The 17,648-nt window shown below is 32.8% G+C and carries 15 protein-coding genes and 2 pseudogenes; 11 read left to right on the top strand and 6 right to left on the bottom strand.

Annotated features, from left to right (window positions below; translation table 11 throughout):
* Positions 1–40 precede the first annotated feature (40 nt).
* On the bottom strand, positions 41–265 hold the full coding sequence (locus tag EP747_RS18135; protein ID WP_129691497.1) for a hypothetical protein: 225 nt from the start codon (positions 263–265) through the stop codon (positions 41–43).
* 131 nt (positions 266–396) lie between these two features.
* On the opposite strand from EP747_RS18135, the gene EP747_RS18130 reads away from it, so the two are divergent.
* The 4 genes from EP747_RS18130 to EP747_RS18115 all read left to right on the top strand — a co-directional run bounded on the left by EP747_RS18130 (position 397) and on the right by EP747_RS18115 (position 3,675).
* A complete protein-coding gene (locus EP747_RS18130; protein WP_129691496.1) occupies positions 397–591 on the top strand; it encodes a gamma-type small acid-soluble spore protein in 195 nt (64 codons plus the stop codon).
* A 309-nt stretch (positions 592–900) separates the two neighbouring features.
* On the top strand, positions 901–1,158 hold the full coding sequence (locus EP747_RS18125) for a YgaB family protein (protein WP_025671838.1): 258 nt from the start codon (positions 901–903) through the stop codon (positions 1,156–1,158).
* A gap of 130 nt (positions 1,159–1,288) precedes the next feature.
* Positions 1,289–1,819 carry a DUF402 domain-containing protein gene (locus EP747_RS18120; protein WP_088014823.1) on the top strand — a complete coding sequence of 177 codons (531 nt, stop codon included), beginning with the start codon at positions 1,289–1,291 and terminating at the stop codon, positions 1,817–1,819.
* A 95-nt stretch (positions 1,820–1,914) separates the two neighbouring features.
* Complete coding sequence (locus EP747_RS18115; RefSeq protein WP_129691495.1) at positions 1,915–3,675, top strand: ABC transporter ATP-binding protein; 1,761 nt, start codon at positions 1,915–1,917, stop codon at positions 3,673–3,675.
* Between the two features lie 539 nt (positions 3,676–4,214).
* Here the strand turns inward: EP747_RS18115 and EP747_RS18110 are convergent.
* The 3 genes from EP747_RS18110 to EP747_RS18100 all read right to left on the bottom strand — a co-directional run bounded on the left by EP747_RS18110 (position 4,215) and on the right by EP747_RS18100 (position 11,447).
* Complete coding sequence (locus EP747_RS18110; protein ID WP_097978296.1) at positions 4,215–5,312, bottom strand: FUSC family protein; 1,098 nt, start codon at positions 5,310–5,312, stop codon at positions 4,215–4,217.
* A gap of 347 nt (positions 5,313–5,659) precedes the next feature.
* Positions 5,660–10,051 carry a glutamate synthase-related protein gene (locus EP747_RS18105; RefSeq protein WP_129691494.1) on the bottom strand — a complete coding sequence of 1,464 codons (4,392 nt, stop codon included), beginning with the start codon at positions 10,049–10,051 and terminating at the stop codon, positions 5,660–5,662.
* 94 nt (positions 10,052–10,145) lie between these two features.
* The gene (locus EP747_RS18100) at positions 10,146–11,447 is read right to left on the bottom strand and encodes a glutamate-1-semialdehyde 2,1-aminomutase (protein WP_129691493.1); all 1,302 of its coding nucleotides are present in this window, start codon (positions 11,445–11,447) and stop codon (positions 10,146–10,148) included.
* Between the two features lie 272 nt (positions 11,448–11,719).
* Here EP747_RS18100 and EP747_RS18095 point away from each other — a divergent pair.
* The 7 genes and pseudogenes from EP747_RS18095 to EP747_RS18070 all read left to right on the top strand — a co-directional run.
* Positions 11,720–12,509: pseudogene (locus EP747_RS18095) on the top strand (ABC transporter ATP-binding protein); the annotation flags it as partial.
* A gap of 86 nt (positions 12,510–12,595) precedes the next feature.
* Positions 12,596–12,733, top strand: a pseudogene (locus EP747_RS25430) (daunorubicin ABC transporter ATP-binding protein); the annotation flags it as partial.
* Positions 12,726–13,517: an ABC transporter permease gene (locus tag EP747_RS18090; protein WP_056468360.1), complete on the top strand. Its 792-nt coding sequence runs from the start codon at positions 12,726–12,728 to the stop codon at positions 13,515–13,517. The pseudogene EP747_RS25430 and the gene EP747_RS18090, both read left to right, overlap by 8 nt.
* A gap of 3 nt (positions 13,518–13,520) precedes the next feature.
* Positions 13,521–14,306 carry an ABC transporter permease gene (locus EP747_RS18085; protein ID WP_129691491.1) on the top strand — a complete coding sequence of 262 codons (786 nt, stop codon included), beginning with the start codon at positions 13,521–13,523 and terminating at the stop codon, positions 14,304–14,306.
* Between the two features lie 52 nt (positions 14,307–14,358).
* Positions 14,359–14,766: a potassium channel family protein gene (locus EP747_RS18080; RefSeq protein ID WP_129691490.1), complete on the top strand. Its 408-nt coding sequence runs from the start codon at positions 14,359–14,361 to the stop codon at positions 14,764–14,766.
* Between the two features lie 23 nt (positions 14,767–14,789).
* Entirely contained in the window at positions 14,790–15,254 is a 465-nt protein-coding gene (gene bcp, locus EP747_RS18075; RefSeq protein ID WP_129691489.1) for a thioredoxin-dependent thiol peroxidase, read from the top strand.
* A gap of 329 nt (positions 15,255–15,583) precedes the next feature.
* On the top strand, positions 15,584–16,021 hold the full coding sequence (locus EP747_RS18070; protein WP_025672070.1) for a Fur family transcriptional regulator: 438 nt from the start codon (positions 15,584–15,586) through the stop codon (positions 16,019–16,021).
* A 41-nt stretch (positions 16,022–16,062) separates the two neighbouring features.
* Here the strand turns inward: EP747_RS18070 and EP747_RS18065 are convergent, their stop codons facing one another.
* Together EP747_RS18065 and EP747_RS25425 are read right to left on the bottom strand one after the other, a co-directional pair.
* The gene (locus EP747_RS18065; RefSeq protein ID WP_091023209.1) at positions 16,063–16,422 is read right to left on the bottom strand and encodes a YgzB family protein; all 360 of its coding nucleotides are present in this window, start codon (positions 16,420–16,422) and stop codon (positions 16,063–16,065) included.
* A gap of 137 nt (positions 16,423–16,559) precedes the next feature.
* Positions 16,560–17,024, bottom strand: coding sequence for a TIGR02206 family membrane protein (locus EP747_RS25425; RefSeq protein WP_419179326.1), 465 nt, complete (start codon positions 17,022–17,024; stop codon positions 16,560–16,562).
* Positions 17,025–17,648 lie beyond the last annotated feature (624 nt).

Here is a 17,648-nt window from a genome sequence, read left to right as displayed (position 1 = left end):
CAACAACGTGTTGGGATTTTTTGTGGTTATCTTAAATTTGTTAGTCTATAGTAGGGCGTGTACCACTAGTCCAGTCTGCTTCATTTCTATGAAGACCACCACGAGATTCAATTTCTTTTATAATTTCTTTTTGCATTGTGCTACCTTCAATATTTAAATAACCAGTAATTTGCTGAAGTGAATGATGATAGTATTCTAATTCACTGTCTCTCCATTGCGTTTTTGGAGTCATTGATAATTCTGAAAGATCTCTCCCAATGTACATATAAAACCTCCTCATAATTTCTTCAAATAGTTTTCCACTCGAGCAGTTCATTAAACAAAAAAAATAAGTAAAATTTTTTTACATATTAACCCGATTAATGGACATCATATTATTCGTGGAGGTGATAAATCATGAACAACAACAACAATCAATTCAATGCTGGAAAAACAGCAGCTGGAACTAACATTGGAAAAGTTAAACAACAAAACCAAAGTTTTGGACAAGAGTTTTCAAGTGAAACTGATGTTCAAGCAGTAAGAGAAGCAAATCAACAATCTGCTCAAAAAGCTGCTTCTAAAAACTTTGGACAACAAAACCAACAATAATAACCTAAAAAGAGTATTACTAGAAGTGCGCTGTTGATGAAAGGGTAGTAAGGCAAAGAAACTTACTTTCTATATTCATCTTCCTGTCTGATGAGAGATCATGCAGTCTAGTTGTTATAAAGAACGTTCAAAAAGAGCACCCTTATAAATAGGGTGCTCTTTTACCTTCGTATAATTAAAGTCCAACATTTTAAATCCACATAGAATTATTAATTTCTTCTCAATAGTCAAATATCGTCAAATGTAGTCAAAGGGATTATGTTAGTTTTCAAGAAATAGTGTAATAATGAAATAAGGATGGTGAATGGTATGCAAGTATTCGATGAATTGGTAAGTCGTCAGCTTGAAACAATGGATCAGTTAATAAAGATTCAAGAAGAAATTGAACGATGTCAAGAAATTGAAAACCAACTATTTGAATTAGAGGATTTGTCAAAATTGTCTTCTATCCAAGATGAAATACATATAATGAGATCTGAATTAAAAGCTATCCAAGACACCTTTTTAATACAAACACAGCAAATTATTAAATCTTTCTCAGATGAGAGAAAAATTGCATTAAAATAAAAAAACAATGGGGCATTTTACCAAATTAACCTCCCTTTTGTTTAAAAATGGATAAGAACTAGTTATAATAGAAGTGTAAAGTATAAATAAAGTGTTGAAATGCGTCCACACTAGAAAGAAGGGAGAAATAATGAACGTTCCCAAACCAGGAGAAAAAATACAGATACATAGTTACAAACATAATGGACATATTCATCGTATATGGGAAGAGACAACCATTTTAAAAGGGACGCAGCAGTTAGTAATTGGCGCAAATGATCGCACGCTTGTAACTGAATCGGACGGTAGAACATGGGTTACACGAGAGCCAGCAATTTGTTACTTTGATATGGATTATTGGTTTAATGTCATAGGAATGATTAGAGAAGATGGAGTTTATTATTACTGTAATATTAGCTCACCATTCGTCTTTGAAGATGGTGCCATTAAGTATATTGACTATGATCTAGATATTAAAGTTTTTCCAGATATGACTTACGTGCTGTTAGATGAAGATGAATATGAGAATCATCGACAAATAATGAATTATCCTCCTATTATTGACCCAATCTTAAAAAAGAACTTAGGTTATTTAAAGGAATTAATTCATCAACGAAAAGGGCCGTTTGCTACTGATTTTATTGATAATTGGTATGAACGATTCTTAATGTATCGTGATTAATCGAAACTGTTGAGCGGACTTAGTCTTTTGAGAATCAATCATCTCAAAAAGATTGCTCAACAGTTTCTTTTTGAATGATATGAAAGGATGAAAATATGGGAAGTATTAAACGTTATTTAAGATTTGTTAAACCATATCGATTTCATATTTTTTTAACGATTGCTGTCGGTATCGTTAAATTTGGAATCCCATTAATATTACCGTTTTTATTAAAATATGTAGTTGATAACATCATTAATTCATCATTACCAATTGCAACCAAAAGCTCACATCTTATCTACATTATGCTAATTGCATTTGGAATTTTTGTTATTGTAAGACCACCTATTGAGTATTTCAGACAGTATTATGCTCAATATATAGGTAGTCGAATTTTATTTGACATTAGAGATCATTTATTTAAACATTTACAAAAACTAAGCTTAAGATATTATGCTAATGCAAAGACGGGTGAAGTCATTTCACGAGTAATAAATGATGTTGAATCTACTAAAGACTTTGTTATTACTGGGTTGATGAATGTTTGGTTAGATTTAATTACAATCTTAATTACAGTTACAATCATGTTAACAATGGATGTAAAGTTAACGCTTGTATCATTAATCGTATTGCCGTTTTATACATTAGCAGTAAAGTACTTTTTCGGTCGACTTCGATTTTTGACTCGCCAAAGATCTCAAGCTTTAGCTGTTTTACAGGGGTTCTTAACAGAAAGAATTCAAGGGATGCAAGTAACACGAAGTTTTGCATTGGAAGATTATGAAAGCGGACTATTTAAAGAAAAAAATGGTGAGTTTTTAGATCGTGCTCTTAAACATACAGGTTGGAATGCGAGTACGTTTACAATTATTAATACATTAACTGATATTGGACCATTATTAATTATCGGTTTTTCTGCATATCAAGTCATACATGGTCACTTAACACTTGGTGAGATGGTAGCATTCGTCGGATATATTGATCGTTTATATGATCCACTTAGAAGATTAGCTAATTCGTCAACAGCATTAACACAATCGTTTGCATCGATGGATCGTGTCTTTGAATTAATGGATGAAAAGTATGATATCGTTAATCGTGATAATCCAATTTATGCAAAGAAGTTAGATGGTCAAATTCACTTTAATCACGTATCTTTTCAATACAATGCCGTTGATGATGAGGTCATTCAAGATGTAACTTTTCAAATTGAACCTGGTCAAAAGATTGCATTGGTTGGATCGAGCGGTGGTGGAAAGTCTTCGTTAGTTAGTTTAATACCACGTTTTTATGACGTAACAAAAGGGTCTATTAAAATTGATGGTGTCGACATAAGGGACTTTGATTTAAAAAGTATGCGTGAAAAAATCGGTATAGTTTTACAAGACAATTTTCTATTTAGTGATACTGTAAAATCGAACATTCATTATGGGAATCCGAGTGCTAGTGAAGAAGAAATTATTGCAGCTGCCAAAGCAGCCAATGCACATGATTTTATCATGAGTTTACCAGATGGATATGACACGCTTGTTGGGGAAAGAGGAGTAAAGCTTTCTGGTGGTCAAAAACAACGTGTAGCTATTGCCCGTGTATTTTTAAGAAATCCTTCTATTCTAATATTTGATGAGGCTACTTCAGCTCTTGATTTAGAAAATGAAAGGTATATCCAAGACGCGATTCATGAATTAGCAAAGAACCGTACAACAATATTTATTGCACATAGATTATCTACCATTACACATGTAGATAAAATCGTTTATATTGATCATGGTCAAGTTGTCGAAATTGGTTCTCATGAGGAATTAATGGCTAAAAAAGAAGCTTACTACCATTTGTTTGAAATTCAAAATTTAGAGATAAGTTCGAGTTCGGTATAGAAGGTTAGCACAAAGAAATTTTAGTTTTCTTTGTGCTTTTTTTATTTGAAGAAGTGTAAATACGGTTTGTCAGAAGAAGAGTAGTGGCGGATTAAATCCGCGCTGTAAATAAGTGTGAGAAGAACGCAAATAAGGGAAGTAAGTGTGCAAATAAATAAGGATAAGTTGCAAATAAACAGCCAACTGCAATTAAAATTCAGAAATCGCAAATAAAATTGGCAGAACTGCAATTAAAATTCAAGAATCGCAAATAAAACCAGAAAAACTGCAATTAAAATTTCAAGAATCGCAAATAAGATAAAAAATTACCCATACCGAATGATTGTACAAGAAGATACTCTTAATAGGAAAAACCAGCAATATTGCTCTAATTTCTTTGCAATCGATCTGAAAATGGATAAAAATAGGCTAATTTCTATGGCATGGATTGAAAAAATCAGCCTCAAATAAAGAACGCCATCGAGATACCCCACTTTTTCAATAAACGAAGTACAATTGATTCAAATACAAAATAAAAAGCCTCCACAATTAGGAGGCTTTTACATTGTTTCAACCTGTTCAACTTGAACTTGGTATTCTTTGTGATAAGTTTGATGGCTATCAACGAGTGTATTTAAATGCTCAACATTTTCGCTATATTCTAAAATGGCAGATACGACTTGGAATAAATGTAACCATGTTTTTTGTTTTTCTTCGTCATTAATATCATGATGGTCCAAGAATGCCTTTGTTAATTTATCTTTTAATATATTTTCTTCTCTATGAAGTGGAGCAGTTTGATCAAAGTTTACTTTGCCGATTAATTTCATTAAAGCATGTTCGTGAAATTGCATTAAGCATGTTAGTTCATTTTTTACTAAATCTTGGAACTCTTTTGGAGATGCGTTAATTTCATATTCTAATCGGTTTAAAGCTTTTAACGTATCAAATGCGTTATCGGCTGTGACAAGCATTTGTCTAAACAATACGATTTTACGAGATTTTTCATGCTCTTTTTTCTTACGACCAACAAGAATGATTCGGTCTTCTTTGTATAAGCGATATATTTTCGTAACATTTCTCATGATTTCTTTTAATTGATAAATTTCATCTTTTAAACCATTATGGCTAACAGTTTTGTGTAGAGCCATCATCATTAATTTATTTGTTTGTTCAGTAATCGAAATCATGCCACGAGATAATTTTTTTTCATAATTTGGAGGCATTAAGAAAATATTTACAAATGATGCAGCTAAGACACCAATTGTTACTGCCAAAATACGATCGAAAGTAAAAATGGCAAAGTGTTCGGTACTTGTACTTACCTCCATAATAACGACTACAGTAACTAATGTTGTAGCAATTGTATTTTCGAGTTTTAGTTTTAATGTAATGATAATCACGAGAATACATGTAAATCCTATAATTACCGGATTATTCCCTAGAGTAATCACTGCAATAATTGCCAGTATCGCACCAATCAAGTTAGCCTGAAGTTGTTCAATTAACGATTTATATGATTGGTTTACTGATGATTTTAATGCCGAAATAGCAGAGATACCTGCAATTGAAGCTGTTGATAAATCAAAAAACATCGCGCTATAAATGGCGAGCGTAATAGCTATACCAGTTTTTAGAACACGCGCTCCTAATCTCATTGTATTACTCCTTTTTGTTTGTCTAGCTTAATGCTTGTAATGAAATATGAACGTTAAACTATATTACTACTAAACTACTATTTATTACATCGAGTGTTCTTCAAAATTGTTTCAATTAAAAGTAACTTTTATTTTTTTCTCATGTAACATCCTGTAACTATACAATGAACTACACGCATTATCAATACAATTTTTTAAGAAATTTTGTTAATTATATGAATGAGTAAAAAGATTAAATTATTAGTTAAATTAAAAGATTTCGAACTTAAAAATGAAAGGGCTTTACCTTTAAATAAGGGGGTGGAACAGAAAAAAGAAGCGAAAGATTTCGCTTCTTTTTTATAAAATCATTCAGTTGAAACAGACGGATCCGCTTGTTCTTTTTTAGGTTTAATTTGTAAGAAGTTTTGTTCAATATCGTCTAATAAACTTTGAACAAATACAGCTTCGTCATGCTGATTATGTTGAGTTAAAAGAGATATATATTTCTCTAACAATTCATTTAGATCGTTTTTACCTGTTTCATCGACTGGTACAATACTCACACTTGCACCTTTTGCAATTCGGTTTTGGTAAGCATCCTTAGTAAGACCTAATTCAGATGAGTTTCGAACGTAAATTACTCCGCCAGTCATACCCGCACACATCCATGGACCTGGATCTCCTAGAACAACTGCACGACCACCAGTCATATATTCAAAAGCAAAACCGTTTATATTGGCTTTTGCACCAAGGCGAGTTTTCTGTGAAATAGGTTGACTAGAGTGATTATGGCCACCAATTACTACATCGGCTCCTGATAAACGAATGCCTGCTCGCGAGTCAGCGTTACCTTGGATAAAGAATTGTCCTTTTTGCGCTCCATATGCAAAGCATTTTCCGACCGAACCGCCAAAGTTTTGTCCGTTAGCACCTAAAGCTTTACTAATAAAAATCGTTCCACCAAAAGCAGTTTTCGCTACACCATCTTGAGCTCCGCCTTGAACGAATACAGAATAATCTTCTACTGTATAGGTTCCTAAGCCATTTCCAGGAATGGATTGATCCTCGAAGCAAATCTCGACAGGGGAAGCTACACCTTGCGTTTGTTTTTTTACTACTAGATCATGGATTAATAAGCTGCCGGCATGTCGATATTCATTGTCAACCTTTGCATAAACTCCAACGTCATTACTTTGAAGTACTTTAGCAGATTCTCCTTTTGAAAGTACATATTCTTTAGCTTCAATTTTATTAGTAGATAATAAATTAGTTAAACTTAGCGTATCTAAAAATCTTGTTTGTTTTAGGAATTCAGTTTTACCAACAAGCTCTTGAGCATTTTTTACTCCTAATGAACCAACAATCACTTGCAATTCATCTTTGAATGCAGTGAAGAATTGTACTAAATTTGTTACTGCTGTTTCAAGTTGTCTAGGTGTGAATTTTCGTAAACCGTGACGCATTGCTTCTATTTCTGATTCGATTTGTGTTGCAATACCAACGTGGCATGTATCTAAATGACAACCACGACATGTCGTACAACCGATCGCAATCATTGATAAAGTTCCAAATCCGATTCGGTTTGCACCTAAAATCATCATTTTTACTACATCATTTACGCTTTTCATTCCGCCATCTGCCCAAATCTCGACAGAATTACGTAAACCAGATTCTAGTAGTGCATTGTGGGCTGCGCGAACACCTATTTCAACTGGTAAACCTACATTTTGAATTGCATGAACACGGGCAGCACCAGTTCCTCCATCAAAACCACTAATATTGATAAAGTTTGCACCAGCTTTTGCAATACCAACAGCAATTGTGCCGATATTCGGAACAACAGGGACTTTTACAGCAACTTTTGCTTTAGGATTAACAGCTTTAATTTCACTAATCATTTGAGCTAAGTCTTCAATTGAATAGATATCATGATTATTTGAAGGTGAAATTAAATCAGAACCAAGTGTTGCATTTCTCGTTTCCGCAATTTTTTGTGTAACCTTTGAAGCTGGTAAATGACCACCTTCACCAGGTTTTGCACCTTGACCGATTTTAATTTCAATTAAGTTGGAAGAGTGAAGTAAGTTAGCATTAACTCCGAATCGGCCCGAAGCAATTTGCTGTCCACGAGTGTTTGGATATTTTCCAATCATATCTTGGATTTCTCCACCTTCACCATTTAAGCTAATCATGTTTAGTCGATTAGCGCCTTCAGCGTATGCTCTGAAAGCAACTTCATTTTGAGATCCAAAAGACATAGAACTGATAATAAATGGTAGTGAGTGAGTACCTATTTCTAATGAGACCTGACTAGAATCAACTGGTTTACTACTCTCAACTAAAGAAAGCGCATGACGTACTGTAGTTGGTCGCTCTTCTTCAATTTGATTTAATTTTTGACGGTATGTTTCATAACTACCTGTTTGTGCTGTTTCTCCAATAGCTTTCCAAATTCGAGGGAATACATGGAAAGATTTTGGCATAGTTGCGTTATTTGCGTTGTAATCTTCAGATCGTTTTTTCGAATCAGCCTCTAATAATTTGAATCCAGAAACTGTTTGATCACCGAAGAAATTTATTACGCCTAAAGACGAAGCGATATCTTCTTGTAATCCAATGCTACTGAACATTTTTGCATAACCTCGTAACTCATGCATACCTATTGTTGAAATAACTTTTTCGATTCCTTTATTTAAAACATCATAAAGTTTTACTATTTTTTCAGGAGCTTCCAATTCTGAAATTGTTCCAAAAAGGAAATGAGGATTAATTGCATCTGCTCCTAAACCTTTCATTACCATTACATCGTGAAGATTACGGACTGCAGCTGTCTTTAAGACAATCGAACAGTTTCTTCTTAGCCTAGCATTCACAAGTCCATTATGAATTATTGCTGTAATAAGAGCCGGATCAATCCAGTATTGATTATTTTTATGAGCCTCATCATCGGTAATAACAATACATTCTGCACCATTTTTTACAGCTTCTACTGCTTCGTATTTATATTGGGACAATGTTTCTTCTAAAGGCAAATTAGAAAATGTACTTTGAATTGTATAAAGTTTATTTTCTAATTGATATAAATTTATAATTTCTTCATATGAAATTTGTTGACGACTAGCTTTTAGCGTATTTCCTACAAAACCATCACCTAATATCGGAGAAGGGAGTTGTAGAACAATTCCCGAATCTTTCTTTGTAATGGATGGCCTTTTTCCTAATATGACAGAAATAGAGAAATGCTCTGTTTCACGATCACGATCGATAGCAGGGTTCGTTACTACTGCCACTGTTTCTTTCATAAAGTCAGAAATGTTTTTTCTAGCTTCATCTAAACATGCTAGTGGTGCGTCATGCCCTAATGAACGAATAGGTTCTGCACCTTTTTCTGCCATTTGTTCAACTAATTGGATTTGTTCCTTTTGCCATCCAAAAGCTCCATATTCATACGGATGAATTGAAGGAGGTGAGTGTTCTACATAATCAGCTGAATTTGCTTCTTTATTTGCTAGATTCATTGTTAATTTTTCGTTTAGTTTCGCTGTAACGAAATGTGTTAATTCACGGTGTGTTAATAGTTGAGCACTGTCTTTTAGTAAATTAATACCGACTTTTTCTCCAGGCGAAAGAGCATGTGGCTCAGATATAAATAATTCTGGAGAAAGGATACCTTGCTCAGATGAAAATACATAATAATCATTTGTTTCAAGTAACCAAACTGGGCGTAAACCTAAAGCGTCCACACTAGCAACAAATTCATTTCCTTCTCTTGTAAGTACACCTGCGGGACCTTGACAATATGGACCGAATGTACTTCGAATTGTATTGTAAATGGAGTTTACTTCATGATCTGATTCATATTCTGCAGGTACAGGCGGGAATAATAATTCCATTGCTTCTTTCAAAGTGTAATTATATTTATGAATAAGCGTCTCAAGTGTTATATTTACGTCTTGTGAATCACTGTTTCCATGCTTAATATTTGCGCCAATTTGTTTTGCTTCAATTCTTAATTGTTCGATTGTATTAATTTCTCCGTTATGTGCAAGCATGCTAAATGGTTGAACTCTTGAAAACGAAGAAGATGTGTTTGTTGAGTATCGATTATGACCTACCACAACAGATGATTGAAAATTAGGATGTTGTAAATCTGAATAGTATGACAATAAAGTATCGATTGTTCCCATTACTTTATAAACGCAAGTTGATTGACTGAGAGAGACAACAGTTACATTTGTTTTTTTGCTAATAATATTTGTTAAATCAAATAGAGTTGTGCTTTGGTGATTTTTAATTGGGAGTAATGCTACTTGTAAGAACTCAGGTTCTACTGCTTGAGCGATCGGACCAAGTGCTGAAGTAAAGGTTTGATTACAACTATGATATAAAGTTTCATAACCATTTTCTTCAAAAATTTGGAGCAAAGTTTGTATTTCTGATTTTTCATCTAAAAAGAAATGTCCAACTGTAAATGAAGGGTGTGAAACGACTTCCGGACTAATTCCTACAGACGTAAGTTTTTCTTGCCAGAGTAGTGTAGGGATGTCAGTCTGAATTCCTACACCATCACCTTCACCGTTCGTAAATCCCGCTCGATGATTCATCTTTCGTAAACTTTCGGCAGCAATATCGATTGTATCTCTTGTTTGAGTTATAGAACGATTAATAAAGGCAACGATCCCACATGCATCATGTTCGTTATTGTAATAATCTCTAAATAAACCTGGTGACCATTCTGTTTTCGTTTGAAATTTCATTTAACTACCTCCTATTTATAATAAAAAAATTGATTATTCAGAATTAACTATGTATGAATAGAGGTCACTTCAACTTGTAGTGACCTCAGATATATCATAGTTTAATCGTAGATAATTTTAAGAACGCGTTCCCAACAGCGTTAATTGTTTGGTGAACATCTTGTTCAGTGTGAGCTGTAGTTAAGAACCAAGCTTCATATTTTGATGGTGCTAGATTAATACCTTCTTCTAAAAGAAGTTTAAAAAATCTACCGAAAACTTCTCCATCTGATTCTTTTGCTTCTTCATAATTCGTTACTTCGTCAACGTTGAAATAAACAGTTAAGGCACCTTTTAAGCGGTTGATTTTTATATGGATGTTGTGCTCATCTGCTTTTTCCTGAATACCTTTTTCAAGAATAGTACCTAGACGATCTAATTCTTCATAGACACCTTCTTGTTTTAATACTTCAAGACATGCAATTCCAGCTGCAATTGATGCTGGATTACCTGCCATAGTACCAGCTTGATAAGCAGGACCAAGTGGGGCAACTGTTTCCATAATTTCTTTTTTACCACCATAAGCTCCAATCGGTAATCCACCGCCTATAATCTTTCCAAGAGCTGTTAAGTCTGGTTCAATTCCTAGTAAATTTTGTGCTCCTCCATACATAAATCTGAAGGCAGTAATCACTTCATCATAAATAACTAATGCACCATGATTGTGCGTAATTTCATTTACAGCTTCTAGGAATCCTTCTTTCGGTTCAACGATTCCGAAGTTACCGACGATTGGCTCAACAAGTACTCCAGCTACTTCATGACCCCATTTTTCCATTGTTTCTGCATATGCCGTAACGTCATTAAATGGAACTGTAATGACTTCATTAGCAATACTTTGCGGTACACCAGCGGAGTCAGGAGTACCAAGAGTAGATGGTCCAGAACCTGCAGCAACAAGTACTAAATCTGAATGTCCGTGATAGCATCCAGCAAATTTAACGATTTTAGTACGACCAGTGTATGCTCTCGCTACACGAATAGTTGTCATTACGGACTCAGTACCTGAATTTGTAAATCTGACTTTATCCATACTAGGAATCGCTTCTTTTAGCATTTTGGCAAATTGTACTTCAAGTTCATGAGGAGTACCGTAAAGGACACCATTTTCTGCTGTTTTTGTAATTGCAGCTGTAATATGTGGGTGAGCGTGGCCAGTGATAATAGGACCGTATGCTGCTAAATAATCTATATATTGATTGCCATCTACATCCCAAAAATATGCGCCTTTTGCACGCTTCATTGTGACAGGAGCTCCGCCACCAACTGCTTTAAACGATCTTGAAGGACTGTTTACGCCTCCAACGATGTGTTCTAAAGCTTCATTATGTATTTCAATTGACTTTTGATTATTCATGGAGTACCTCCCATTATTAATAAAAAAATGAAAGAATTTAACCGGCATCTTTACATTATTTATGTGGTTAAATTACATTCTAGCACGAAATTTTAGCTCGTGGTAAATGTAAGCCTTTACAAGTTGAAAAGAAATTTGAACATTTTGTAGAATCTATATTTTTCATAAAAATAGTACGAAAAAAATTGGAAACTACTTTTTAGTACTTTTTTATTGTACTTAGTTCGTATTTCAAATACACTAAGCGACGGAATAAAAAATGGAGGCAGTCTATGGAAAATATAATAGAAGTTCAAAACTTACACAAAGAATTTAAAACTTTCTTGAGTCGCTCTGGTGTAAAAGGTGCATTTAGAGATTTGTTTACAAGAAACTATAGAACAAAAACAGCCGTTAATAATATAAGCTTTTCTGTAAAGAAAGGTGAAATGATGGCTTATATAGGGGAAAATGGTGCAGGGAAGTCGACCACAATTAAAATGTTGACGGGAATACTAACTCCTACTTCTGGTGATGTAACAGTTAATGGTTTCCACCCTCAAAAAGATCGAGAGCGTTTTGTTAAATCAATAGGTGTTGTATTTGGGCAAAGATCTCAATTATGGTGGGATATTGCTGTACAAGAATCATTTCGATTACTAAAAAAAGTTTATCAAATTCCAGATAAACAATATGAAGAGCATATGGGGTATATCATTAAGACTTTGGATATTGAGCCATTATTAGATCAACCTGTAAGAAAGTTATCTTTAGGTCAAAGAATGAGATGTGAATTAGCTGCTGCTTTAATTCATAATCCACCTTTATTATTTTTAGATGAGCCAACAATCGGATTAGATGTATTAGTAAAATTAAAAATTCGCGAGTTTTTAAAAGAGTTAAACCAAAAATATGGCACAACAATTCTTTTAACAACCCATGATATTTCTGATATTGAGGCACTATGTGATCGAGTAGTTATGTTAGATGAAGGGAAAATCATTTATGATGGAAGACTTGAACAGTTAAAAGGTCAATGGGGCGAAGAGAAAGAAATTCAATTCCAGTTTATTAAGCCTGTAAATCATACTACATTAAATGAGTTAATCGGACGAACTGATGTAAAATGGAAGGAAGAAGAAGGCGAAAATATTTGGAGTGTTACATTACCGAATGATGAAACACTTATTTCTATGATTATTGCAAAAGTAGTACAATCAAATCCTGTTAAAGATATGAAGATGTTAGAGATTTCTACAGAAGAAATTATACGAAACATTTACCAAGAAGGTATTAGTAATGAGTAAGTATATTGAAATCATTCGTATCCGTTTTTTAATGATGTTAGCGTATCGTACTAATTATTACACCGGAATTGTTATTTATACGATTAATATAGGTGCTTATTTCTTTTTATGGAAAGCGATCTACGGTCACCAAGGATCAATTCAAGGTGTTTCAGTAAACCAGATGACTACTTATGTAGCAATTGCCTGGATGGCAAGGGCGTTTTATTTTAATAATCTTGACCGTGAAATTGCTGAAGAAATTGTAGAAGGTAAAGTAGCAATAGAACTTATTAGACCTTATAACTATTTACTTACTAAAGTGATGCAAGGGTTAGGTGAGGGGATTTTTAGATTCTTTTTCTTTTCAATTCCAGGCTTTATTATAGTTGCTTTAATTTTTCGTTTAGATGTTTCATTTAATTTGAAAACTTTAGGTTTATTTTTAATTGCTTCGATTTTCAGTTTTGCAATTAATACACAATTGAATTTATTAACAGGATTAATGGCATTCTTCCTTCAAAATAATATGGGATTTATTCAAGCTAAACGTGTCATCATTGATTTATTTTCAGGTTTAACGATTCCAATTACGTTCTTTCCGGTTTGGGCACAAGATGTAATGAAGTATTTACCATTTCAAGGGATCAGCTATATTCCTAGTATGATTTTTGCTCAAGGCATAAAAGGTGAATTGATTTTAAGAGGCCTTTTATTTCAAGTAATTTGGATTATTATTTTATGTATCCCTATTACTCTTATATGGTATAAAGCTAAAAAGCATCTTGTTATACAAGGAGGTTAAAGAATGTTTTATTTAAATATATTTCTACAATATTCGGGTCAATACTTAAAAACGAAATTACAATATAGAGCAAATTTCTTTTTATCATTTTTATCTGATTTGATGGCTCAGGCTGTAAATTTAATTTTTATATTATTAGTTTTCAATCATACTTCACTTATTGAAGGATGGAACCGAGACGAAATTGTATTCATTTATGGTTTCTTTTTAGTTCCATTTGCTCTCTTTGCTTCATTTTTTAATATATGGGATTTTAATGATCGTTACATTGTAAAGGGAGAGTTTGATCGTATTTTAACTCGACCAATTCATAGTCTTTTTCAAGTTGTATTAGAGAAAATGGAGTTAGAATCGTTACTAGGTGCTATTACTGGATTGATTATTATGATTTATGCAGGTTTTAAATTAGGACTTTCAATCACTTGGTATGATCCATTTTTATTTCTACTAATGGCTTTTGGTGGAATGTTTGTGTATGCCGGTATCTTTATTGCCTTAGCAAGTATCGGATTTTGGTCAGATGCAAGAACGTCTATTATGCCATTAATGTATAATATAGGAAACTATGGTCGTTATCCGATTAATATTTATCATCCAATAATTCGCTTTGTCTTAACATGGATTTTACCATTTGCATTTGTTGGTGTTTATCCAGCTGCGTATTTTCTTCGTAGAAGTGAATGGTATGTCTATTCATTTTTAACACCGGTTATGGGATTAGTTGTTTTTGTTATATCTGTTTTAATTTGGAACCAAGGTGTAAAAAAATATAAAGGTGCTGGTAACTAAGCAGTATTCTATTTCAATAGCTTGTTTCATAAATTGAAATGAGGTGATTGGAATGGGAACTGCTTTTTTCTTTTTTATTGCTATATTTGCGATTTTGTATAGTCTAGTGTATTTATGGAATACTTCAACTACAAAAGTCAATAAAAGTCTTATTTCAATTAATAATTACATACTTTTATTTTTAATATATGGAACGGTACTTATAGGCTTTAGCGCAGTGTATTTTATACTAGAGCGAGGGCCACATCCAATTTTAATTGAGCATTCTATTCCTATTGAAGGGACTAATTACCATATAATGGGGTTATGCTTATATTTTAGCGCAATCACCCTTTTGTCTGTAGGCTATGGGGATATTGTACCAGTGGGGATCGGTAGATGGGTTGCTATGATTGAAGCGCTCATCGGTTATACGATGCCAGCGGCTTTTGTTTTACAAGTATTTAAAGAAGAACGTTAATATTTATGATTAAGGAGATTGTTATGACTGTTGAAATTGGAATGAAAGCACCGGAATTTACTTTACCAGCAAGTAATGGAGAAGATGTAACTTTATCAGACTTTAGAGGTAAGAAAGTAGTTCTCTATTTTTACCCAAAGGATATGACACCAGGTTGTACTACGGAAGCTTGTGACTTTAGAGATTCATATGAAAGGTTTATGAATAGTGGAACAGTAATTTTAGGAATAAGTCCTGATCCTGTAAAAAGACATGAAAAATTTATTGAAAAACATCAATTACCATTTTTATTACTTTCAGACGAAACAACTGAAGTTGCAAAGTTATATGATGTATGGAAGTTAAAGAATAATTTTGGTAAGGAGTATATGGGAATAGAACGTACAACATTTTTAATTGATGAAGAAGGTTGTATCGAAAATGTATGGCAAAAGGTTAGAGTCAAGAATCATGTTGAAGATGTTTTTAGTGTAATTTATCGTTCTTAAAATTTGTACAAACTATTTTAGGTTAATAACTTGATTTATGTTAAGTTTTTTTGAGAAAGAATCGTTTTATCTAAAATAATCGAGCTTTTCGTCTATACCTATATTGCTTTAAGGAATATATTGAAGTATAGGGCATACCTCCTCAGATGATAGCATATTGAAGTGCGAGAGAATTCTCGCACATTTTTTTTGTTTTGGTATATGGGATACAAGCATTGGCTAATTTTTTTAAGAAATTCTCAAAAAGTTGACAAATATTCTTGCAGTTGAATAAACTAATAATAAGTAATTAATTTTGGAACTATTTTATAGAAACGGGGAGAGCGGCGTTGCATAAGGAAAATATTCAAGATGCAATTTTACATTTAAAGAATAGCGGCGTACGTATTACACCTCAGAGGCATGCAATTATAGAATATTTAATAGGAAGTGGAACACATCCAACTGCTGATGAAATCTATAAAGCACTTGAGGGAAAATTTCCAAATATGAGTGTGGCAACAGTTTACAATAATCTCAGAGTATTACGTGAAGTAGGAATGGTTAAAGAATTAAACTTCGGTGATTCTTCTAGTCGTTTTGATTATATAACAACTGATCATTATCATATTATTTGTGAAAAATGTGGTGAAATGAATGACTTTCATTACGACGGATTAGAAGGAATCAATCTTTATGTTGAAAAGGAAACGGGATTTGAAGTAACCAATCATAGAATGGAAGTATACGGTATTTGTCCTAAATGTAAAGAAAAAACATTATCATAATAAAGCACATTACATAATTGTAATGTGCTTTATTTATTATGCTATTGTTTAGCATCTCGTTTGCTATTATATTTTTCATTAAATTCTTTTCCTTCTAATGAAGGATCTAATGTAAGTGGCTCATTACAATACATACAGATGTCAACTTTACCAAGCATTTTAGTCGTTTTGTTACAATTCGGACAGATGACTTGAATCGTTTTTGTAGACAGCATTCCGATCCAAAAATAAACAACTGTACTACCAATAATCGCTAAAAATCCCACAAGCATAAATATCGTCATGACAATCTTATGCTCTCTGAAAAATACACCACCATACATAATGATGAAGCCAATAAATAATAATGAAAGTGCAAACGTTCTTATATTATTAATTTTACTACTTTTCTTTTTTGCCACTTTGTCCACCCCATTCATTGTAAATATAGCATAAATGAGATAGGAAATGTTAGTGCTAACATGGAAAACAATTCGAACTTATTTAATGAAATTGATGAATTTTGGATTTAAGCTAAATACAGGACATTCTCACATTATTAATTGATAGTATAATTGGATGGTACTTGGTTTATCTGCTTCTTTTGGTTTAAAAAATGAATTGGGAGAAATAAAATCAAAAAATAGGGGATAAGAATTAAGCCTAATACTATTAAGTAATATGGCCATGGCCCAAAAAATTCTAGCAAGTTTGCTCCAGCAGGTTTAGCTCTTAAAAATAAGTAGTTTCCGTTTATGACATAATCCAGTAAGTAAATAGGTATAGCTAATAAAATTATATAAAGGAAGGACTTTAATAATGAATGGAGAGTTGGAGTATATCCAAAGATAAATGTCATATAACAAATAGAAATAATAATTCCTCCGTGAGTAGTGAAAAATTGTATATATTTAAAATGAGGAAAGCTATATTTGATATCTGGAGTAAGTACAACTTGGATAGCCCCAGCTATCCCAAAAATAGATAATCTCATATACTTTATAATTTTTTGTAATAAGTGTATAACAGCATAGATACATACTTATACCGCATAGTTGGAGAGGTAATGAATCACCCCAATCCCACTGGTTTGTTTTAATAAGCCATCCATATAATAGAAATTCAACTGTAAACATTGAGACGATGTGCGGATGAATAAATCTACTTTTTTCTTATTGTTTATTAAATTTCTGAAGTAAAATAAACAGATAAGAAGTAAGAGAATGATTAATAATGTAAAAATATGTTACTTTGAAAACAATACGAAACCATTCATTATTTACACCTCTCTCAAATCGGATAGATGATATTGAACAATTCACTACTGTTAGGATCCTTTTGTTGTACTTTTTTAAGTGTATTCAGCTTGTTTGTATTAAAGTATTAAGAGTTAATATTTGTATGTCCAAATACATGTGTATTCTTTATTAGAAAAGAGTTTTCATTTTTTTTGAAAAAACTTTTAAAAAGTGTTGACGGTGTGATTTATCGATGTTATATTATTCTATGTCGCCAAGAGATGACGGCGTCGAAAGAAAAAAGATTTTAAAAAAATGTTGACAGGCTCTTCTGAGGATGTTAATATGAAAAAGTCGCTAATGACGCGATGAAGTGAACTTTGAAAACTAAACAAAACATGAAGTAAACG

It is taken from the genome of Gottfriedia acidiceleris (assembly GCF_004138285.1).
In the GTDB taxonomy this organism is placed as follows: domain Bacteria; phylum Bacillota; class Bacilli; order Bacillales; family Bacillaceae_G; genus Gottfriedia; species Gottfriedia acidiceleris_A.
This window is presented reverse-complemented; position numbering and strand designations above follow the sequence as displayed.